The organism is Flavobacterium profundi, from assembly GCF_006491645.1.
GTDB classification, from domain to species: domain Bacteria; phylum Bacteroidota; class Bacteroidia; order Flavobacteriales; family Flavobacteriaceae; genus Flavobacterium; species Flavobacterium profundi.
This window is the reverse complement of sequence record NZ_VDCZ01000004.1, coordinates 88,525-109,106: the sequence shown is the minus strand read 5'-3', so window position 1 is coordinate 109,106 and position 20,582 is coordinate 88,525. Positions and strand designations below refer to the sequence as shown.

The window sequence follows — 20,582 nt, the reverse complement described above, 5'->3', positions numbered from 1 at the left end:
AAAACAAAAGCTTAAATTTGCATTTTGTTCTTAATGGAAAACAATCTTCTTAGCACTATAAATAACCCATCCGATTTAAGAAAGCTTTCTGAAAATCAATTACCGCAACTTGCCAAAGAGTTACGCGAATTCATTATTGATATTATTTCTCAGAAAGAAGGTCATTTAGGTGCTAGTTTGGGTGTTATTGAATTAACAATTGCTTTGCATTATGTTTTCAATACTCCTGAAGATTTATTAATTTGGGACGTTGGTCACCAAGCCTACGGTCATAAAATCTTAACCGAAAGAAAATCTCTTTTTCACACCAATAGAGATTTAAATGGAATTTCTGGTTTCCCAAAAAGAAGTGAAAGTATTTATGACTCTTTTGGCGTAGGACATTCCTCAACCTCTATTTCAGCTGCTTTAGGAATGGCTATGGCATCTCTACTAAAAAACGAAACCGAAAAACAACATATCGCCGTGATAGGTGATGCATCAATTGCTAGCGGAATGGCTTTTGAAGGCTTAAATCATGCTGGAGTTACTAATGCGAATTTACTAGTTATTTTAAATGATAATGCCATAGGTATTGACCCAAGCGTGGGAGCTTTAAAAAACTATTTAACATCGGTAAAAGAAGGAAGGAATCCAAAGCAAAACAACATTATAAAGTCATTGAATTTTGACTATTCAGGTCCTATAGACGGACACGATTTACCTAAATTACTTTCAGAATTAAGGCGACTACAAAATGTAAAAGGACCAAAATTTTTACACATTATTACCACGAAAGGAAAAGGATTACAATTAGCGGAAGAGGACCAAGTAAAATATCATGCTCCTGGTAAGTTTGAAGCTAAAACTGGTAAAATTCATCCTAAAAATGAAGAAGGATTACCTCCCAAATTTCAAGATGTATTCGGACATACTTTGGTAACATTAGCTAAAGAAAACTCAAGAATAGTTGGTATAACACCTGCCATGCCTTCAGGTTCTTCCATGAAATATATGATGGAAGCTCTTCCTGAAAGAGCATTTGATGTAGGTATTGCAGAACAACATGCTGTTACCTTATCTGCCGGAATGGCAACACAAGGTATGATTGTGTTTTGTAATATCTATTCTACCTTTTTACAACGCGCTTATGATCAAGTAATTCACGATGTTGCGCTACAAAACCTTCCCGTTATTTTTTGCTTAGATCGTGCGGGTTTAGTTGGTGAAGATGGCGCAACGCATCATGGTGTATTTGATATTGCTTATTTGAGTTGCATTCCTAATTTAATCATTGCTGCTCCTTTAAATGAAATAGAATTACGCAATATGATGTACACTGCTCAATTAGGATTACATCAACCTATTGCTATTCGTTATCCTAGAGGACGTGGAGAAATTATCGATTGGCAACAACCTTTTGAAAAAATTGAAATTGGCAAAGCTAGAGTATTAAAAAAAGGCTCAAAAATTGCTTTTCTTTCAACAGGAACCATTGGAACAAATGTTACAAAAGCTATCCTACTATGTAAACAACCGGAAGCTGTTGGCCATTTTCATTTCCCTTTCATAAAACCTTTAGACCATACTACTTTAGAGACTATTTGTAAAGAATATGAAAAAATAATAACGATAGAAGACGGAAGCATTATTGGTGGTTTCGGCTCGCATATCAATCACTATGTTTTAGAAAAAAAATACGCTATAACGGTTGTTAATCTTGGAATTCCTGACACATTTATAGAACAAGGAAGTGTTCCTGAATTACAACATATTTGCCAAATAGACGTTACAAATATTACTAACCAAATCAATTTATTACTTTAAATTATGAAGAAAGCCTTCCTACTAGGGTTTTTATTTTTTATCATTCAAACTAATTTTGCCCAAATTATCAGAACCAAATTACCGGACACTATTACCTACTGGAACAAAACCAATAAAGTAGGCTTAGACATTTCTCAAATTACTTTTATAAATTGGAATGCTGGAGGAAATAACTCTATTTCAGGTTTATTAAAAGGAAATTTTATTCGAGAATATTCTAAAAAAACATTAAACTGGAAAAACGAATTAATTTTCCGATATGGAATAAACAAACAAGAAGGACAAGAAGTTAGAAAAACAGATGACCAATTACAGATTAATTCGACAATTGGTTTTAGAAAAGATACTATAGCCAATTGGTTTTATGGCGGAAAATTCAATTTCAACACTCAGTTTGCCAACGGTTATTCTTATCCAAATACAGAATATGCTATTTCAAAACCTTTTGCTCCAGCCTACATTTTTCTAGGGATTGGTGCCGAGTATTCTAGAAAAGATTTGAATTTAAATTTATACCTCTCGCCATTAACCCAAAAAACCACTTTAGTTTTAGATGAACGGTTAGCAAACCAAGGTGCTTTTGGTGTAGATAAAGCTGTTATTGATGAAGTTACAGGAGAAATTCTACAAAACGGGAAAAGATCGCGAACTGAAATTGGTATTTTAATTACCAATCAATGGGAAAAAGAAGTTTATAAAAATATTAATTTAGAACACCGTATTAGTTTATACACGGATTACCTCAATAATTTCGGAAACATTGATGTAGATTGGCAACTGCAACTTAACATGACCATTAATGAATATGTAAGAGCTAATATTGGCACCCATATTATTTATGACGATGATATTAAAGCAAAAGAAGAAATTGATGGTGAACAAGTTATTGTGGGTCCAAAAATGCAATTAAAACAACTACTTGGTGTAGGACTCGTTTACAGCTTTTAAAACGGATAATTTATCAACATTAACTTTTGATTCCTTTATAGTATAAAAATTATAAAGTAAATTTACAGTATGTATGCTTTAATTGATTGCAATAATTTTTACGCTTCTTGCGAACGTGTTTTCCAACCGCAACTTAATGGAAAACCTATTGCCATTTTATCGAATAATGATGGTTGTATCATTTCGCGTAGCGATGAAGCTAAAAAATTAGGTATTCCAATGGGAGTACCCGAATTTAAAGTAAAAGCATTATTAAAAGAGCATCAAGTAGAGGTATTTTCTTCCAATTATTCATTGTATGGTGATTTAAGTCATCGCGTCATGAAAATATTGGAGCAGTTTACTCCTTGTGTAGAAGTGTACAGTATTGATGAAGCTTTTATGAATTTTGATGGCATGCAGATTGCCAACTACCAAGAGTATGGTATCCAAATTAAGGACAGAATTAAAAAATGGACAAGTATTCCAACTAGTGTGGGTTTTGCACCCAGTAAAGCACTTTCAAAAGTAGCCAATAAGATTGCTAGAAAATTTCCAACACACACTAATGGAGTATATGTAATTGATACCGATGAAAAAAGAATAAAAGCTTTAAAATGGACAAAAATTGAAGATGTTTGGGGTATTGGTTTTCGCTTAAGTAAAAAAATGAAAGCTAAAAATATCCTTACTGCCTATGATTTTATTCAACCGTATCATGAAACGTTTATTAAAAAAGAAATGGGAGTTGTAGGCTTGCGTTTAAAATATGAATTAGAAGGAAAATCGGTTATTGCTATTGAAGAACCTAAAAATAAAAAAAGCATTGCAATTACTAGAAGCTTTGAAAAAAGCATTACCGATTACAACGAATTAAAAGAACGGGTTTCCACATTTGCCATGGTTTGTGCAGAAAAATTACGCAAACAAAAATCGTGTTGTTATAATGTCATTCTTTACCTTCGAAAAGACAAATACATTGAAGAAAATGCACGTTATAATTTTTCTCGTATGTATACTTTACCATTTGCAACCAATTCAGGCATAACCATTAGTACTACAGCCATAAAAATGCTTCATGAAATATTTGAAGAAAATGCTATTTATAAAAAAGCAGGCGTTATTGTAACCCAAATTATTCCAGAAGAAACAAAGCAATTTCACTTGTTTGAAGATGAAAATCCAAAACATCAAATTGTAATGAAAATAATGGACGATTTTCTAGAAAAAACGGGTGAAAGAAAAATAAAATTGGGCAACCAAGATTTAGAAAAAACTTGGAAAATGAAGCAAAATCATTTGTCTAGAAAATACACTACCGATATTAAAGAAATACTTACAGTAAAATGTTAAACCCTAGTAAAAAACTTCATTTCTTTATTCCAAAAACCGATTCAAACATCGAATTACCTTATATTGCAGCTGGCATAAAAGCAGGGTTTCCTTCTCCTGCAGCTGATTTTGAAGGCACCCGAATTAGCTTAGACGCCTTTTTAATAAAAAATAAAGAAGCTACATTTTACGCTAAAGCCAGTGGCAACTCCATGATAGGTGCTGGTATTGATGATGGAGATATTTTAGTAATAGACCGAAGTTTAGAGCCTAGCAATAATAAAATTGCTATTTGTTTCATTGATGGGGAATTTACTGTAAAAAGAATAAAAATAATCGACCAAAAGTTATTTCTTTATCCTGAAAATGATTCCTACAAACCTATTGAAGTCATTGAAGAAAACGAATTTATGATTTGGGGTATTGTTACTTATGTTATTAAAAAAATGAACTTATAATTTGGTAATAAATACTATATTTACTTTTCGTTTTTTTTAAGTACCAATTACCACTCTTTAATGTTACAATCCGTACTAAAATTTTGTTGCTTTTATGGTTTGCTTCTTTTTTCTATTCTTGTTACAGGTCAAGAAATAGAAAAAAAATCATTTACGCTTAGCCAGGACAACTTAGCGGAATTAGAAAAACAAGAAATTAATCCTTTATTTGACTTATTAAATAATAATAAGGATAAAGAAGCTAAAGAAGGAGCACAAAAATTACTTCAAACTTTAAAAACCAAAGAATCCTATGTAAGAATACAACTCCTACTCTCTTATTATTACAATAAAAAAACACAATTGGATTCGATGACATTTTATGCGAACAACGCATTAAAAGGCTCCGAGTCCATTAAAAATGATTCCATTAGAAGAATATTGGCCTCTGGCAGTTATAATTTACTAGGATTAGCCAATAACAAACAAGGACTTTTTGAAATTAGTAAAAAATACCACTTAAAAGGAATTGAAATTGTTGAAAATCAAAAAAAGGGATATCCATATTATTCGAATCTTCATGGATTAGCTAACATTTATACAAAATTAGCTGACTACGAAAATTCTAAGAAATATTTCAATCAATGTTTGCAATATAAAGAAGGGGAAGAGATTGTTATTGGTAGTTATCTCAATTTAGGTTCCATTTATGTGCTCGACAAAGATTATGAAACTTCAAACAATTACTTCAAAAAGGTAAAAGGTATTTGTGAAGAAAAAAACAACTTACAGTGTCAGGCCATAAGTGCTTTAAATATTGGCGTTAATTATGTTTATATCGATAACATTCCAGAAGCATTAAAATATTACAAAGAATGTTTGGCGATTTCTAAAAAAGGAAAACTATATAATATTGAAGTAATTGTGAATCAAAACATTGGTGAAATATTATATTCACAGAACAAACTTCAAGAAGCTGAACTACACTACTTAAATGCCTTGCATATTGCTTTAGACTATCATTTTTTAGACCAACAAAAAGGGATTTATTTAAAATTAAAAGAATTAGCAGTAGCACAAGACAATTATAAAAATGCGTATGCGCTTATGACCCGCTATGCAGAAGTGAGTGATTCGATTTCCAAAAAACAGAATGATCAAGACATAAACGAATTAGACATTAAGTTTAAAACCTTACAAAAAGAAAACGAAATCAAAGATTTGACGTTAAAAAACAATAATAAAATACTCTTGTTAAAGAACCAAGAAAGAGCCATTGAAAATCTTAACTTACAAAAAGCAATTGAGAAAAAACAGAGTGAAAATGAAGTCTTAAAATTACAAGAAGTAACCCAAAATAAAATCAACCAAATTAATTTGTTGCAAAAAGACAAACAGTTGAAAGAATCTGAAATTTTAAGAGAAAAACAAGTTCGCAATATCATTATTATAGGTTTTCTAGTGTTACTTATTCCAGTGATTGCACTCTCATTCGTATATTATCAAAAACAAAAAGCTCAACTCTTAATTAACAAAAAACAAAAAGAGATCAGCGAACAAAAAAATAAAGCGCTTTTAAAAGATCAGGAATTAAAACTAGTGAAAGCTGAAATTGAAGGTCAGGATAAAGAACGCATTCGCATTGCACAAGAATTACATGATGCCGTAGGAGGAAATTTAGCAGCCATTAAGCTACAATTGAACAATTCTACTTATGGTAAAGAAAATGAAATTAAACGTATAAATGCCCAAATTAATGATACTTATAATCAAATAAGAAGCATTTCCCACAACTTATTACCCAAACGTTTTCACCAAGATAATTTTTGTGAATTTGTAGAAGAATACCAAAACAAATTAGCAGAAGCCAGTCATCTACAATCTTATTTTTCGGCACACCCAAGAAATGAAATCAATAAAATAGACGAATTCATTTTGAACGAAGTGTACCATATCATTCAAGAATTAATCACAAATACCATTAAACATGCTCAAGCTGATAGTATTGAATTACAACTCAATTTGATTGGAAACCTATTTAATATTATTTTTGAAGATAATGGAAAAGGATTTGCTTTGGAAAATAATAAAGAAGGCATTGGTTTAACCAATATTAAAAACCGAATTCAGCAACTCAATGGCAATTTACAAATCGATTCCACACCCAATAGAGGTGCTATTTTTAACATTGAAATACCCATAATATAAGCAAACATGACAAACATTATCATAGCTGACGACCACACTATGTTTCTAGAAGGATTGATTTCTTTATTAAGAAACGTTCCTGAAATTACTGTAACTGGAAAAGCTTCCAATGGAAAAGAACTGCTAAAATTACTCGAAGAGAATACAGCCGATGTACTCTTATTAGACATTAGTATGCCAGAAATGGATGGCGTTGATGCTACTAAAATTCTGAAAAAAAATTATCCCAATTTAAAGATTATCATTTTAACTACACACAGCAACGCGCACATTATTGCTAAGTTAAATCGATTAGGTGTAGACGGTTACCTTTTAAAAAACGCAGAAAAAGATGAACTTTTATATGCTATTAAAAAAGTACAATCGGGAGAACATTATTTTTCTAAAGAAGTAGCGGCTATTCATAAAGAATATGAAACCAATCTGAAAAAAAATCTTTCCTCAACGACCGAATTAAGCAATCGAGAAAAAGAAATTCTAGTGCTAATTGCCAAACAATTAACGGCTGCTGAAATTGCAGAAAAAACCTTTATCAGCTTGAATACGGTAAATACACACAAAAGAAATTTATTATCTAAACTAAATGTAAAGAACACCGCAGGTTTAGTAAAGTTTGCTATCGAATTAGGATTATTAGATTAGTATTTGTTTTTCAATCGATTAACATTTCTTCTATTTGTGCTTTCATTTTTTTATGGTCGATTAAATCTAATATGGGTTGTATTGCATTACATTTCTTAATATCAAAATACGGTAAAAATTGTTCAAAAACATCTATTTTTTCTTTCATAACCAAATAATGAAAAGCAGTAAAACCCTGTTTATCAAAATCATATAAATCAATTCCAGAATTTATCCAATAGTGCACTAATTCGTAATTGGATTGCATCGCATTATAGATAAGCACATTTTCGCCTCTAAGGTTCTTACAAAATGTATTATCAAATATGTCTTTTTCCAATAAGAAGTTGGTCATCTCTAAGGTATTACAATAAAAAATTAATTCATCTGTAAATACTGCTCCGTTTTGTAGTAATAAATGTACTAATTCTATAAAATCATGCCTTATCGCTTCTGATATAGGACTCGATGTACCATTTTCAACTCCATTAGGATTTGCACCGCAACTAATTAGCAATTCTGCTATTGCTAATCCTGGTGTCTTTTCATAATGATAATCTTCCTTTTTAAGTCTAAATGGTTCATTGCAAAATTCCAAAAATGAACAATTATAGTCTTCAAAACAATTGCATTTTCCACCATAACTAATTAACAATTGTACCATTTCAATTTTATCTTGTTCAATTGCATTTTTTAATGAATAACTAAAGTCATTTGCTCCATTTTTTAGTAAAAGTTGCACAATTTCAATATCATTTTTCATTACAGCCTGACTTAAAGGAGAAAAAATATCAGCTACTAAGTTAACATCAGCTCCGTTTGCTATCAAAAGTTCAACCATATTTAATTTATATTCACTTTTACCTGAAGACAAACATCTATACAAACTTGTTTCATACGGATACTCTATTTGCTTATAATTTACATCAGCTCCTTTTTCCAATAATTCAACAGCCTTTTCAACTAAATCAAGGGTGTATTTATAAGTATCTAATAAATTAAAAAGTTCAATTGATAAGTCATCATTTTTATTCATCATAAAAAAATTAAATTTCCATTTTATAACCTCAGTAAAGATACTGTCGTTCAAAAAATTTAAAATCACTATAAATAGTGAAAATCTACATTTTTATAGCACTTATTTTTGTGTCTAAACAAGTATATTATGAACACAACAGAAATAAGAATCGACTTAGCAAAAAATCAGTTTACCTTTTCTGAAATAACTCATTCTAAAAATATGACTGCCATTCGTTTTGATAATTACAATCAAAAATTGGAAAAACCAAAGAACATTTCTTAAACGACATCCATTTTGAAAAATTTTGGCAAGATGAGGATTTTTTAAAAGCTATTACAACTGAATAAACTAAGTTAAAAATTGATTCAATGAATTTTAAGATTTCTGATTTAACAAACAAAAAGAAAACGGAACTTATAGATATTGCTTTGCACATTTTAAAAGAAAAGCATAAAAAAAACGATATTGATTCAAACGATTATCTTATACGTGCATTTAAAAACGAGGAAGAAGTATACCTAACATTTAAGAGATGGATTCGGTGTATTCCAAAAAATAACCCAAATCAAAAGGTAATCTATGAATTTACTATTGAATTAATCGCTACAAGATGTTTACCATTGGATGGCCTTTCTATAAAAGATTTCTACCAACCATCCAAGAGCGATATAAAGACTATTGCATTTGTAAAAAAATATTTTGGAAACTTAAATCCCGCATTTTTACATTCCATTTATGAAACGGATAACCAATTTATTTTGGAACGCGTAAATACGTCTTCGTTTAGTCGTTATATCATAAATAAAGTAACCAAACAAACTTCAGTTGATATGGAAACTTCTTTTGCTCCAGAAATAAGACCTGCTTTAGACAATGTTACTCTTTGGATAGAAATATTATCTTAATTAAAAAATAAAGCTGTTCTTATTTTCATTGAAAAAACAACTGCTTTACAATTTCTAATGTAAGTTGCTCTTTGTGTTCCGTTTTTGTTCCTTCTTTAAATTTGGAATATTGATATACTTCATTATCTTGTTCCAAAAGCAAACCATGTTCCGGTTTTCCTTCTTGATTTAAAAACAAAAGCAATCCCGATTCTAAATCTTGTTGTTCTTGAAACAATGTTGTGTAATCACTTTTTTTTGTAGTAGAAAATCTAGGAATACGGTTGTATAATAAATTACTATAAATTGAATTTATTAAACTAGGATTATAAAAATCATTTTCTGAATTGGAAGAAACACTCTTAAAATTATATTTTTGAAAACATCGAATTGTTTGGGATGCACTCAAGGTATAATTCACAATACTGGGAATAGCTGAAATTTTTCTTGAAAGTTCATATTCATCAAACTCATATTGAGCGATTACTTCTTTTTCTTTTTGAAAAGATAAATTGCCACTTCCTGTTTCATTAAATAAGATGGTTAATCGCTGTTCACGCGTATCAATTTCAGGATCAATATCTTCTGCATCTATCCTTTCTTTAATGATTTCATATCCATTCGTTAGAAAATTCAATCGAATCGTTTCAGCATAATGCATCGCTAAAAGCCAAAAATCAACACGAGTGCGTTCTCCATTTTTAAAAAATTCGGTTACCAATAAATGTCCGTCACCTAATTTAAATTGTTCATGAGACAAACCCTCAATTAAGATACCCTCTTTAAAACTACAAGTTATCCAAACTGGCATTTTACCTAATAATTCTATTTCTAACATATCAGAAAGCGTTGTTCTATAAACCGTATGTATTTCTCCGTTTTCATAATAGGTTATTTCTGGAATTTCAAGTTCATTTTCAGAAACGAAATAACCTTCATAAGGAAGATTATTCTTGAATTTACCTATTAATTCCTTTTGATGATTTACTTGATAGCGAAAATCAGTAGTTTGCAGTAGCGCACCGTGTTGGTATACATGTTTATAAGCCAATCCCTCAAACAGATAGCTTGTTGCCACTAAAGTTCCGTGTCGTAAGTTATTTTCATCTAAAATTTCTTGGTCGTAAGTGTAATGTTCCATATTATTTTGTGTATAAAACGGTAATGCTATCAGAAAAAAAGCTATTCCAGATATTGTCTTTATTTGTTTTTGAATAGTACCATTAATACAATTCATTTGCGTCAATTTCATGCCAATAGTGTTCAAACCATTCCAAACAATCTTCAGAAATGATTTTTAAATTTTCTATTATAGAGGTTCTTTCGTAAGTAACATCTAAATAAGGAACGATATTTTCAATAGTAAAAACATCATGATCCAAATCTATGGTAGCCAAATACCGAAGTATGGTAGGCAAAAAATCTTTACCTTTTTTCGAGAGTGTTAAAACCGCATAGCAAAGTGCCGTTTCTTCTTCATTCCTATATAAATATTTAGCTTTTGGGTAGTTACAGAATGTTTCTACTATGTTTTGTAATATTGTTGTTGCTTCTTCTAAAACAGCTATTTTTTCAAAAAATACGGGTTCCGCTACAATTGCTCCTTTTTTATCTTCTATTTGAAATTCAAGCGTAGTAACTAAACCCAAAGTTTCTAAAGATTCGACTTTGAGATACATTTGATGTAAGGCATCTAAAAGAGATTTTTCTAAAGCTAAATCTTCCACTAAGAGGATGATTTTGTCTAATCGATCAATTTCCTTTCTTTTCTCCTTGGTATAGCTCGTTTTGTTAATGATATCGAGAGTCGTTGTTTCTAATGAAATAGGAAAACAATTCTCATTTTTCAATGTCATCGCATCTGGAATTGTTGCGGAATAATAATTCGTTTCATCAAAAAGATAGAGCTTATGGTCTTCAATTCTATACAATTGAGAATGAAAAAATGGAAATTGAAACATTCCACTTCCATTATTATTAGGTAAGGAATGGGTTACCAATAAAGCAGAAAGACTTTTATCTTTATACACTTTTCTTAGAACTCCGTTTCTCCAACACAACCAAAAACCATCCTCTACAAAATAGACCGTGTTCAAATCTTCACAAAATTCGCAAACAGCTTCTTGGTACTCTTCTTCTTCAACCCTTTTATTCAAAAAAAGTTCTACCATATCTTCACAATTGGATTCGAAGCAACTCAATTGGTATTTTTCAAAATCCCTAACAGAAAGGAGTTCTACTTCAAATGTGTTTAAATGGATAAGCATGATGTGAAACTCAAATAACAGCTGCTTTTTTTCTTTATTTTTAACCTGTACTGCTCCATAATAAGGCATTACAGCTAAATTTGTTCGAGTATCAATAAAAGGTGTAACACTATCGAAAGAAGAACAAGGAGCTTCAGGCAAACTAAAATATTCCTGTTCACTCGTTTTGGGATGGAATACAGTAAAACCATGTGTATATTTTTTTTGTTTATTTTCATATTCCCAATCCTGTTTATAAAATAATAAGCATCCATCTTTTCGAATTCCAAGATGAGAAGCATAGCAATTACCCAATTCTTGAATGGCAATTTTTGTAGTTATTAAATCTAAAGTAACCAGAAAGGCTTTATGATTGTGGTCGTGAATACATACATATACTTTCTTTTTATTTATGGAAAAGACAGCTTTAGCATCTAGATTTCCTTTCAAATCATAATCCAACAGCAATACTTTTTTCTTCGCATCAAACAGTCGTATCCAGCCATTCCAATTAATAATTACAAATTGATTTTCGTTAAAAAAATCATTTAAAATAATAGGTTCATCATCCCCTAATAAAGAAAAATTCCAATAATTATCATAGGTGCCTTCATCGTTTTTTTTAAAAACATGAACCTGATTAACACCTTCTCTTTTAATTTGCAATTGATAACTATTACTTCTCTTCATTACAATACCGATTCTAAATAATCTACTATCATATTGGTCATATGATTACTAAAAGTATCCCCATACAAACGCTCTGTAAGAAAAAGGGTTTTATCTTTTAGTTCCATACTAAAATTATCTTGTTGATCGGTGTTACGAATGTGTATCGTAGTTACATTTTCTTGTAATGCTTCTTTTCCAATCGCATCACTACAAATTTTTCCTATCGCTTCTTTCACATCATTAAAAACATAATTTTCCAATCGGCTCAAAGGATAAGAATCATAAGCTATAAAAGTTTCCCAATCGATAGTAACTGCAATTGGATAATCAGCTACTTCTTGAATTTCTGATATGAATTTTGGTAAAGCATCCGTTTGTATTGTAGCAGCTAAGCGTTTTTCGGTAAGTCCCATAATAGTTTTGAATTAATTTGAAAACAAAACTATTGGTAATTATGCGACTATAAATCATTAAAAATAGTGATTTTAACTTTTGAAGTATAAAAAAAGCTAGTTCCAAATGAACTAGCTTCTGTATATTTATTTGTTTTTATTTCCATTAAAATTTCACAGTCATTCCTGCTAAAAAGTTAATACCTGCTTGCGGATAATAACCCGCTCCTTCAATAGTTGTAATTGCTGGTGGATTTGAAAAATCATCATCATAGGTATAAAAATAGCCATTCGAAATATATTTTACATCGAAGATGTTATTAACTAAACCAGAAAAAACAATCGATTGAATGCCTTTATTAATTTTCCATTCGTAATTTACATTCAAATCATTAATAAAATATGCTTCTAATTCCGATTTTTTTGCGTCAATATTACCCATATATTGTTTTCCAACGTATTTAGATAATAGCGAAATTTGCAACCCTTTCAATGGTAAATACGTAATATTCCCACCAGCGATAATGTTTGGAGAATACGCAATGTTGGTATCGCCTAAATTTTTCAATTCGCCATCTCTTTGAAAATAGAAATCTTGGTTTTTATTCTGACTAAAAGTTACATTAGGTTGAAAAAACAAGCCTTCAACTAGTTGAATTTGGGCATCAATTTCAATTCCATAACGATAACTTTTACCACTATTTGTAAATACAGGAGCACCTACATCATTTAAAGCTCCTGTTAGAACCAATTGGTTCTTATACTTCATATAAAAAAGATTGGCATTCACTTTTATCTTCTTAGAAGCGTATTTCCAACCCAATTCATAATCGTTCAAACGTTCTGATTTTGGTTTATTCTCATTATTTTCGTAATCGTCTCTTCGTGGTTCTTTATTGGCAATACCAAAATACCCATAGAACATGTTATTCGCATTGAATTGGTAATTTAACCCCACTTTTGGGTTAAAGAAACGAAACGTGTCATTTACATCATTAAATTTAAAACTGTCTGCTTGATAAAATACCATTCGATATTGTAAATCGGTAAAAACATTTACTTTATCTATAATTTCATGACTTATTTTACTGTAAACATTTACATCGTCTTTATTTCCAAAGTTGTCATAATAGCGATTTGCATTTGGAGTGTAGTATTGTGTTTTTATAACTTCACCATAGTGTTTACCTAAATATCTATTAGCCGCTCCACCAATTTGAAAATCTGTTTTTTGGCTGTTATAGTTTAAGAAAAATGTAGCTCCAAAAAAATCATTATCCAACCATCTTCGTCTTACTAAATCTGAAATAGTATTCCCATTAAAATCTGGTAAATTATATGCTGTTACATCTTCATCTTCTTTGTATTGTTCAAAGAAACCTTTCCCTGCTGTATAATGTAAAGAAACATTAGAACTCCATTTTGAATTCCATTTTTCAGACCAATGCAATTGAAAATGATTTTGCCAATAATTATCGGTTTCATTATCATAAAATTGTACATTTCCGTTTTCATCATAATACATTCCTGCAATATTATAGGTAGGATTATTCGCTAACATTTCTTCATCCTCCAAACCATACCAAGCTTGATATGTTTTTTCTTTTCCACCAAAAGCAATCAACTTTATAATGGTATTTTCTTTTACATAGTTGGCATTAAAGAAATAACCAAACATATTTGTTGAAGCTCTGTCGATATAGCCATCAGAAGCAATTTGAGACAAACGCCCATTAATTTCAAAGTTATTATGCAAACCACTTCCAAAAGAAAGCGTATGTTTTCGAGTACCGAAACTACCTACTGAATTCGCAATTTCAGCATGCGCTTTTTCTTGATACGATTTGGTTTCCATATTTAAACTTGCTCCAAAAGCACCTGCTCCATTTGTTGATGTTCCAACACCTCTTTGCAACTGAGCACTTTGTATGGAGGAAGCAAAGTCGGGTAGATTTACAAAAAAAGTACCATGACTTTCACTATCGTTAAAAGGAACACCATTTAGAGTTACGTTTATACGCGATCCATCTGAACCTCTCACTCTCATATAAGTATAACCTACACCGTTACCCGCATCGGTTGTAGTTACTACTGAAGGTTGGTAATTTAATAAAACCGGAATATCTTGCCCTAAATTTCGCTTAGCAATCTCTTCTTTAGAAATATTCGTAAAGGTAATGGGACTTTTCTCTTTTGCTCTTACTGAAGAAAGCACTACTTCGTTTAATTGGGTAATTTTTGTTGAATCTTTTTCCGTTTCTTGTGAAAAAGAGGCAAGAGAAAAGAAAAAAGAAAAAAGAAAAAAGTTAATAAATGTCCTCGAGAAACTTTTCTTGACATAAAATGAAAGACTTGAACAAGCCATTGTACATTGTGCATTAAACATTGTACTACTTTTGAATAAAATTTTCATTCGTAAAAAATTATACGAATAAAAGGGGTCATTATTCTTGGTTAAAATTTAAATTGATACACTCGAGATTGTTTTACTTTACTTCAAATAAGCAAAATAAATGATTTCTCTTTTCATTCCTAAACAGCATTACCTGTTCTAGGTTCTATGGGTATAATCTCAGCTCGTTATTTAGAGCACCCCTTTGAGACGGTGCAAATGTAAGGTAAAGTTAGAAATTACAAGATAGAAACTTTATTTTTTTTACAACTTAGGTTTCTTTCTATTTTCTTTAATTTGCGCGGTTGTTTTTTTGGCTACCAATCGTTTTTCTTTAGCCGCTTTAGGAATTTTTGTTGCTTTTCTTGGTTTTTCTATTTTCAAACCCTCTTGCAGTATTTTTATAAATCTACGAGTAACTATTTCTTTATTTTTAAGTTGACTTCTATCTTCATCACAAGTCAGTATTAAATGGAATTCTTGAGTTAGTTTTGAAGCTATTTTCGCTTTCAATCTTTCTTTTTCTTCTTCGTCTAAACCTTTTGAATCCATCAAATCAAAACTTAACACGACTTTGGAAGACACTTTGTTTACATTTTGACCACCAGCACCACTGCTTCGCACCGCTTTATATTTCACTTCAGTAAGTACAATCTCTTTATTCATTTTCAGGTTGATGTGCTGGTTTTAATAGATCATTTACTGTTTTTACAGGATTAAAAGTTGTTAATGGAACTTCTACAAAAATAGTATTCCAAAAAGCCATTGCCCCATTCCACAAACCAGGTAATTCAAATGCTTTATACGATTTGCCGTTTTTAGTTTTTTCAACGATGAACCCCATATTTTCATCAACATATTGCAACAAATCGAATTTTTCACCTTTAAAATTTTTCACACCACAAACTAGGTCAACAGGATTGAAATGAGTGGATTTATTAAAAATTTCGACTTGTTTTTCATTGGTAAAATCAACTTGTGTATTTTCAATAATTTGTAAGGTTATTGCTCCTTTTTCACTTTTTACCCAAAAAGGACCTCCTCCAGGTTCACCTTCATTTTTTACCATCCCACAAACGCGAATTGGCCGGTTTAAAATTTCAAAAAGCACCTCACTTTTGTATGTCTTTTTATATTTATCAAAATCGACAGGCAAATTTATATTGAGTTTTTCCTCTACGAAAGAAACTATTTTATTTAATTCTTGATTTCCTAATGTTTTTGTATCCAATGACTTTAAAAATGCAAAAGCCTGTTCCTGTATCGCGATAAGAATTCCACCCAATAATTTTTTATACTGTACGATTTCACTTAAATGATTCTGAGAAACATTATCGATATTTTTTATAAAAATAAGATCTGCATTCAGTTTATTTAAGTTTTCAATTAAGGCACCATGCCCGCCAGGTCTAAAAAGAAGCGTTCCATCTTCTTTTCTAAATGGCTCATTATTTTTAGTAACTGCCAACGTATCCGTATAACTTTCTTGATAGGAGAAATCAATTTCAACGGTATCAAATTTCGAGGTTATTTCCTTAAAACTTTCCAAATGATTTTCAGAAATTGTAAAATGAACTTTGGGTTTAATTGAATCTACTCTGTAAAAAAGAGTTTCTTCTAAATGCTCTTCAACTGGAGAATAAATCGTATTCTTTTTTTTGTGAAAAGGTAGAATTCCTTTTGGTTTATTTGCAAAATCTAAATGTTCTTCAGAAAGCAATGTTTTTATTAAGAAATAATCTTTTACGTCTCTTTCGTTACTAAAATAGTCAGGATAAATAGCTATTGTTTTTTCTTTAAGTTTTGGATAAAAAGGAAAGTTTTTCAATCCAATTAAAAAAACAGATAGTTCACTCGCTTTTTTTCTATTAATATATGCATTAATGGTTTCATTTTTATAATCATATTCATTTAAAAACTCTGATAAAAACTGAAACATTCTACTAGCTGCTCCAGAAGCAGGAACAAACTTGCGGATATCAAAAAGGTGCTTTTTTTCGTTAAAAACAACAATATAAGCTTCCTTTTCTTCTCCGCTTAACACCCATATTCCGTCGTCTTTTGTAGCCGATCTGACCAAGTTCGCTTTCGGAATTCCATTTTCAAAAAAATAAAATTGTTGTAATATTTTTTCAATTGAAATGCCTTTATCTTGAATTTGTTTTAAATCTAATTCACTAAATTTCTCTTCCATTCTTTATATGCATAAATTGCTATAACTGTAAAAATCACATATTGTAAACTTGTAAAAGTATAGCCTTTGGAAAAATATAAGGGTATTGAAACGATATCACCAATAATCCAAAGTATCCAATTCTCAATTTTTCGTTTGGCCATTAACCACATTCCCACAAAAAATATACCTGTTGTAAATGTATCTACATAAGCTGTCCAACTCGTAAATTTATTAAAAAAATGATAGACTAGCACTACAAAAAATACAGTTATTATAAAAATAACAATTCCTAAACCTATTTCTTTTTTACTAACGTTTGCTATTGGATATTCCACTTGATTCTCTTTTTTTTGAGACCAAAGCCACCATCCATAAATACTCATAGAGGTATAATAAATATTAATAAGTAAATCTCCTATTAATTCCCATTTATACAATAAATAAATATAAATTACGGTACTAACAATGCCAGTTGGATATACTAATATATTGTTCTTTTTAGCAAACCATACACTTACTAAACCAAATAGTACGGCTATAATCTCTAAAATAATTTGTAAGGTAGAGTAATCCTCATATTGAGAAAATAAAAAATCAATCATAGTTCAAAAAAAGAAGTATTATTCTCAAAAGCGGTACCAATAACTACCATGGTAGCACCAGCTTTATAAGCCTGTTGAATTCCTTCAAAAGAAGTAATTCCACCACCCACAATTATCGGTATTGAGATTTTTGAAGCGGTTTCTCTTATCATTTCTAATGGAACTGCTTTTTTTGCTCCACTACCTGCTTCTAGATACACTAGTTGGTTTCCCATCCATTCGCTTGCTTTTGCCGTTTGACTCACATAATCAATATTATCGCGATTTAAAGGTTTAGTTGCACTTACTTTTTCAACAGCTGTGACAACACCACTTTCAATTAATAAATAAGCCGTAGGTATAATCTCTAAATTGGTTTTTTCCAATAAAGGCACCGCATTCACTTGATGCTCAATTAAATATTCTGGATTTCTCCCAGAAACTAGGTTTAAAAATAAAATTCCATCTGCATGAGCAGAAATTTGTTTATAATCACCTGGAAAAAGTAAAACAGGCAAATGTATATGTTTTTTTATTTCTAAAATTAAGGCATCTAAATGAAAACCATTAAAAGTACTTCCTCCTACAAAAATATGAGTAGCTGGAGTTTCTTTTATTTTGAGACATACGTCCTGAATTGGAGCCAACTCTAGTTTTTCAGGATCTAAAAGAATCGCTAAAAGCTTTCGCTTTTGCAGTTTTGCATGAAGTATTTCTTGGTAAATAGCTGTCATCATTAATTTTGAAAAGCACAAACTAAGGCATAATTATCTACAAATTCAAACTGAAAACAATATTCTTCGGTTAAATCATTAAATTTCAATTGTGCCAATCCTCTTTTATCTGTCAAACGAAAAGCTTCTTCAAAAATATGTTTTGGAAAACTAATTCCTTTTTCATTTTTAATTTTAAAAATCGATTCTTTAATTCCCCAAACCACTGTGGCTTTCTTTATTTTGTCTAATTGATTTAAATTTTCTAGATGATTCACATCCATAAAACGAGGTGCAATAGTTACAATTTTATCTTTTAAAATTTCCAAATCTATTCCCATAAGTGCATCGCTAATTAATACTGCTGAAAAATCATTTGAATGACTAATTGAGATGTGTTTCCCATCTTTTAAGTGTGGTTTACCAAATGCATCATAAAACAAATCAAAATCAGTATAACCTAAGTGCTGCAACAACATTCGAACCGCTAAAAAACCTTTCTGATGACTTTCTGATTTCATACTTTCCAATCGAGCTAAAGAAGTATCTTTTAATGATACTTGACGAAATAACGCAATAAATTCTTCTTCTATTTTCCAAAGATAAATAGTTGCAGTGGGATGAATGGCTATTTCCTTATAAAAAGACATGTAGGATTTATTTTTATATTTAACTGGCTAATTTCTTTCTTTTTATGTCTAAATTATCCAATTAAAAAACTGAATTTCAAAATATTATATTGTTAGACATTTCACAAAAAATCTAAAATCCATAAAAAAATAAAAAGGAATTCAGTATCTTTGCCGTCTGAAATTATAAATACAAATATACGAATAGATGAGTACAAAAACCATCCCTTATGTTCCTTATAAAGTGAAAGATATTGCTCTAGCTGAATGGGGAAGAAAAGAAATTGAATTAGCAGAAGCTGAAATGCCAGGATTGATGGCTTTAAGAGAAGAATATGGTGCAAGCAAGCCTTTACAAGGAGCTCGTATTGCTGGATGTCTTCACATGACCATTCAAACTGCTGTTTTAATTGAAACCTTAGTTGCTTTAGGTGCTGATGTTACTTGGTCATCTTGTAACATTTTCTCTACTCAAGATCATGCTGCTGCTGCAATTGCTGCTGCTGGAATTCCAGTATATGCATGGAAAGGTTTAAATGAAGAAGAATTTGACTGGTGTATCGAACAAACCCTATTTTTCGGTGAAGAACGTCAGCCATTAAATATGATTTTAGATGATGGTGGTGATTTAACTAATATGGTTTTTGATAAATATCCTGAATTAATCAAAGGTATTAAAGGTTTATCAGAAGAAACGACTACTGGTGTACACCGTTTATATGAAAGAATGCAAAATGGTACATTACACATTCCTGCCATCAATGTAAATGACTCTGTTACCAAATCTAAATTTGACAACAAATACGGTTGTAAAGAATCTGCGGTAGATGCTATCAGAAGAGCTACAGATGTAATGCTTGCTGGAAAAAGAGTAGTGGTTTGTGGTTACGGAGATGTAGGTAAAGGAACAGCGGCTTCTTTTAGAGGTGCAGGATCGATTGTAACGGTAACTGAAATTGACCCTATCTGTGCTTTACAAGCTGCAATGGACGGTTTTGAAGTTAAAAAATTAGACACTGTTGTAGCGAATGCAGATATTGTTATTACGACTACAGGTAATAAAGACATCGTTTTAGGTTCTCATTTTGAAAAAATGAAAGATAAAACAATCGTTTGTAATATTGGTCACTTTGACAATGAAATTGACATGGCTTGGTTAAACAAAAACCATGGTACAAGTAAAGTTGAAATTAAACCACAAGTTGACAAATATACTATTAACGGAAATGATATTATTATTTTAGCAGAAGGTCGTTTGGTTAATTTAGGTTGTGCTACAGGTCACCCAAGTTTTGTAATGAGTAACTCGTTTACTAATCAAACTTTAGCACAAATTGAATTATGGACGAATAGTGCTGCCTATAAAAATGAAGTATACATGTTACCAAAACATTTAGATGAAAAAGTAGCAGCGCTTCACTTAGCAAAATTAGGAGTAGAATTAGAAACTTTACGTCCAGAACAAGCGAAATATATCGGTGTTGCTGTAGAAGGTCCTTTCAAACCAGAATATTATAGATATTAATATAAAGTAATTAGTTACTA

The 20,582-nt window shown here is 30.7% G+C and carries 19 protein-coding genes; 9 read left to right on the top strand and 10 right to left on the bottom strand.

Features of this window, described 5'->3' with window-relative positions; translation table 11 throughout:
- The first annotated feature begins 33 nt into the window (after positions 1–33).
- The 6 genes from FHG05_RS07220 to FHG05_RS07195 all read left to right on the top strand — a co-directional run bounded on the left by FHG05_RS07220 (position 34) and on the right by FHG05_RS07195 (position 7,352).
- Complete coding sequence (locus FHG05_RS07220) at positions 34–1,806, top strand: 1-deoxy-D-xylulose-5-phosphate synthase (RefSeq protein ID WP_140997346.1); 1,773 nt, start codon at positions 34–36, stop codon at positions 1,804–1,806.
- A gap of 3 nt (positions 1,807–1,809) precedes the next feature.
- Positions 1,810–2,754: a DUF3078 domain-containing protein gene (locus FHG05_RS07215; RefSeq protein WP_140997345.1), complete on the top strand. Its 945-nt coding sequence runs from the start codon at positions 1,810–1,812 to the stop codon at positions 2,752–2,754.
- Between the two features lie 69 nt (positions 2,755–2,823).
- Positions 2,824–4,086 (top strand): Y-family DNA polymerase, encoded by a 1,263-nt coding sequence (locus tag FHG05_RS07210; RefSeq protein ID WP_140997344.1) that lies wholly within the window; start codon positions 2,824–2,826, stop codon positions 4,084–4,086.
- On the top strand, positions 4,080–4,523 hold the full coding sequence (locus FHG05_RS07205; RefSeq protein WP_140997343.1) for a LexA family protein: 444 nt from the start codon (positions 4,080–4,082) through the stop codon (positions 4,521–4,523). The genes FHG05_RS07210 and FHG05_RS07205 overlap by 7 nt, the downstream gene beginning before the upstream one ends.
- Positions 4,524–4,583: 60 nt before the next feature.
- Positions 4,584–6,710, top strand: a complete 2,127-nt coding sequence (locus tag FHG05_RS07200) for a tetratricopeptide repeat-containing sensor histidine kinase (protein ID WP_140997342.1) — start codon at positions 4,584–4,586, stop codon at positions 6,708–6,710.
- 6 nt (positions 6,711–6,716) lie between these two features.
- Positions 6,717–7,352 carry a response regulator transcription factor gene (locus FHG05_RS07195; RefSeq protein WP_140997341.1) on the top strand — a complete coding sequence of 212 codons (636 nt, stop codon included), beginning with the start codon at positions 6,717–6,719 and terminating at the stop codon, positions 7,350–7,352.
- Positions 7,353–7,362: 10 nt separating this feature from the next.
- Here the strand turns inward: FHG05_RS07195 and FHG05_RS07190 are convergent, their stop codons facing one another.
- On the bottom strand, positions 7,363–8,370 hold the full coding sequence (locus FHG05_RS07190; RefSeq protein WP_140997340.1) for an ankyrin repeat domain-containing protein: 1,008 nt from the start codon (positions 8,368–8,370) through the stop codon (positions 7,363–7,365).
- A gap of 126 nt (positions 8,371–8,496) precedes the next feature.
- On the opposite strand from FHG05_RS07190, the gene FHG05_RS18345 reads away from it, so the two are divergent.
- Together FHG05_RS18345 and FHG05_RS07185 are read left to right on the top strand one after the other, a co-directional pair.
- Entirely contained in the window at positions 8,497–8,634 is a 138-nt protein-coding gene (locus tag FHG05_RS18345) for a hypothetical protein (RefSeq protein ID WP_157504195.1), read from the top strand.
- Positions 8,635–8,720: 86 nt separating this feature from the next.
- A complete protein-coding gene (locus FHG05_RS07185; RefSeq protein WP_140997339.1) occupies positions 8,721–9,257 on the top strand; it encodes a hypothetical protein in 537 nt (178 codons plus the stop codon).
- 25 nt (positions 9,258–9,282) lie between these two features.
- Here the strand turns inward: FHG05_RS07185 and FHG05_RS07180 are convergent, their stop codons facing one another.
- The 9 genes from FHG05_RS07180 to FHG05_RS07140 all read right to left on the bottom strand — a co-directional run bounded on the left by FHG05_RS07180 (position 9,283) and on the right by FHG05_RS07140 (position 19,058).
- Entirely contained in the window at positions 9,283–10,473 is a 1,191-nt protein-coding gene (locus tag FHG05_RS07180) for a hypothetical protein (protein ID WP_140997338.1), read from the bottom strand.
- Positions 10,460–12,172, bottom strand: a complete 1,713-nt coding sequence (locus FHG05_RS07175) for a hypothetical protein (RefSeq protein ID WP_140997337.1) — start codon at positions 12,170–12,172, stop codon at positions 10,460–10,462. The genes FHG05_RS07180 and FHG05_RS07175 overlap by 14 nt, the downstream gene beginning before the upstream one ends.
- A complete protein-coding gene (locus FHG05_RS07170; protein WP_140997336.1) occupies positions 12,172–12,567 on the bottom strand; it encodes a hypothetical protein in 396 nt (131 codons plus the stop codon). The genes FHG05_RS07175 and FHG05_RS07170 overlap by 1 nt, the downstream gene beginning before the upstream one ends.
- Before the next feature lie 145 nt (positions 12,568–12,712).
- Positions 12,713–14,959 (bottom strand): TonB-dependent receptor, encoded by a 2,247-nt coding sequence (locus FHG05_RS07165; protein WP_232338063.1) that lies wholly within the window; start codon positions 14,957–14,959, stop codon positions 12,713–12,715.
- Positions 14,960–15,202: 243 nt separating this feature from the next.
- Positions 15,203–15,604 (bottom strand): alternative ribosome rescue aminoacyl-tRNA hydrolase ArfB, encoded by a 402-nt coding sequence (gene arfB, locus FHG05_RS07160; RefSeq protein ID WP_140997335.1) that lies wholly within the window; start codon positions 15,602–15,604, stop codon positions 15,203–15,205.
- Positions 15,597–17,132 (bottom strand): DUF4301 family protein, encoded by a 1,536-nt coding sequence (locus tag FHG05_RS07155; protein WP_140997334.1) that lies wholly within the window; start codon positions 17,130–17,132, stop codon positions 15,597–15,599. Before FHG05_RS07155 ends, arfB begins: the two co-directional genes overlap by 8 nt.
- Positions 17,108–17,716, bottom strand: coding sequence for a nicotinamide riboside transporter PnuC (pnuC, locus tag FHG05_RS07150; protein WP_140997333.1), 609 nt, complete (start codon positions 17,714–17,716; stop codon positions 17,108–17,110). The genes FHG05_RS07155 and pnuC overlap by 25 nt, the downstream gene beginning before the upstream one ends.
- Entirely contained in the window at positions 17,713–18,432 is a 720-nt protein-coding gene (locus FHG05_RS07145; RefSeq protein ID WP_317130136.1) for a geranylgeranylglyceryl/heptaprenylglyceryl phosphate synthase, read from the bottom strand. The genes pnuC and FHG05_RS07145 overlap by 4 nt, the downstream gene beginning before the upstream one ends.
- Entirely contained in the window at positions 18,432–19,058 is a 627-nt protein-coding gene (locus FHG05_RS07140; RefSeq protein WP_140997332.1) for a 4'-phosphopantetheinyl transferase family protein, read from the bottom strand. The genes FHG05_RS07145 and FHG05_RS07140 overlap by 1 nt, the downstream gene beginning before the upstream one ends.
- 187 nt (positions 19,059–19,245) lie before the next feature.
- Between FHG05_RS07140 and ahcY the strand changes: the two genes are divergently transcribed.
- Positions 19,246–20,562 (top strand): adenosylhomocysteinase, encoded by a 1,317-nt coding sequence (gene ahcY, locus FHG05_RS07135; protein ID WP_140997331.1) that lies wholly within the window; start codon positions 19,246–19,248, stop codon positions 20,560–20,562.
- Positions 20,563–20,582 lie beyond the last annotated feature (20 nt).

Coding starts and splice junctions, on each gene's coding strand:
- FHG05_RS07145 (WP_317130136.1), bottom strand. CDS start 18,432: ATGATGACAGCTATTTACCAAGAAATACTTCATGCAAAACTGCAAAAG.
- FHG05_RS07180 (WP_140997338.1), bottom strand. CDS start 10,473: ATGAATTGTATTAATGGTACTATTCAAAAACAAATAAAGACAATATCT.
- FHG05_RS18345 (WP_157504195.1), top strand. CDS start 8,497: ATGAACACAACAGAAATAAGAATCGACTTAGCAAAAAATCAGTTTACC.
- FHG05_RS07140 (WP_140997332.1), bottom strand. CDS start 19,058: ATGTCTTTTTATAAGGAAATAGCCATTCATCCCACTGCAACTATTTAT.
- FHG05_RS07215 (WP_140997345.1), top strand. CDS start 1,810: ATGAAGAAAGCCTTCCTACTAGGGTTTTTATTTTTTATCATTCAAACT.
- FHG05_RS07170 (WP_140997336.1), bottom strand. CDS start 12,567: ATGGGACTTACCGAAAAACGCTTAGCTGCTACAATACAAACGGATGCT.
- FHG05_RS07185 (WP_140997339.1), top strand. CDS start 8,721: ATGAATTTTAAGATTTCTGATTTAACAAACAAAAAGAAAACGGAACTT.
- FHG05_RS07155 (WP_140997334.1), bottom strand. CDS start 17,132: ATGGAAGAGAAATTTAGTGAATTAGATTTAAAACAAATTCAAGATAAA.
- ahcY (WP_140997331.1), top strand. CDS start 19,246: ATGAGTACAAAAACCATCCCTTATGTTCCTTATAAAGTGAAAGATATT.
- FHG05_RS07205 (WP_140997343.1), top strand. CDS start 4,080: ATGTTAAACCCTAGTAAAAAACTTCATTTCTTTATTCCAAAAACCGAT.
- pnuC (WP_140997333.1), bottom strand. CDS start 17,716: ATGATTGATTTTTTATTTTCTCAATATGAGGATTACTCTACCTTACAA.
- FHG05_RS07190 (WP_140997340.1), bottom strand. CDS start 8,370: ATGATGAATAAAAATGATGACTTATCAATTGAACTTTTTAATTTATTA.
- FHG05_RS07175 (WP_140997337.1), bottom strand. CDS start 12,172: ATGAAGAGAAGTAATAGTTATCAATTGCAAATTAAAAGAGAAGGTGTT.
- FHG05_RS07220 (WP_140997346.1), top strand. CDS start 34: ATGGAAAACAATCTTCTTAGCACTATAAATAACCCATCCGATTTAAGA.
- FHG05_RS07200 (WP_140997342.1), top strand. CDS start 4,584: ATGTTACAATCCGTACTAAAATTTTGTTGCTTTTATGGTTTGCTTCTT.
- FHG05_RS07210 (WP_140997344.1), top strand. CDS start 2,824: ATGTATGCTTTAATTGATTGCAATAATTTTTACGCTTCTTGCGAACGT.
- arfB (WP_140997335.1), bottom strand. CDS start 15,604: ATGAATAAAGAGATTGTACTTACTGAAGTGAAATATAAAGCGGTGCGA.
- FHG05_RS07165 (WP_232338063.1), bottom strand. CDS start 14,959: ATGAAAATTTTATTCAAAAGTAGTACAATGTTTAATGCACAATGTACA.
- FHG05_RS07195 (WP_140997341.1), top strand. CDS start 6,717: ATGACAAACATTATCATAGCTGACGACCACACTATGTTTCTAGAAGGA.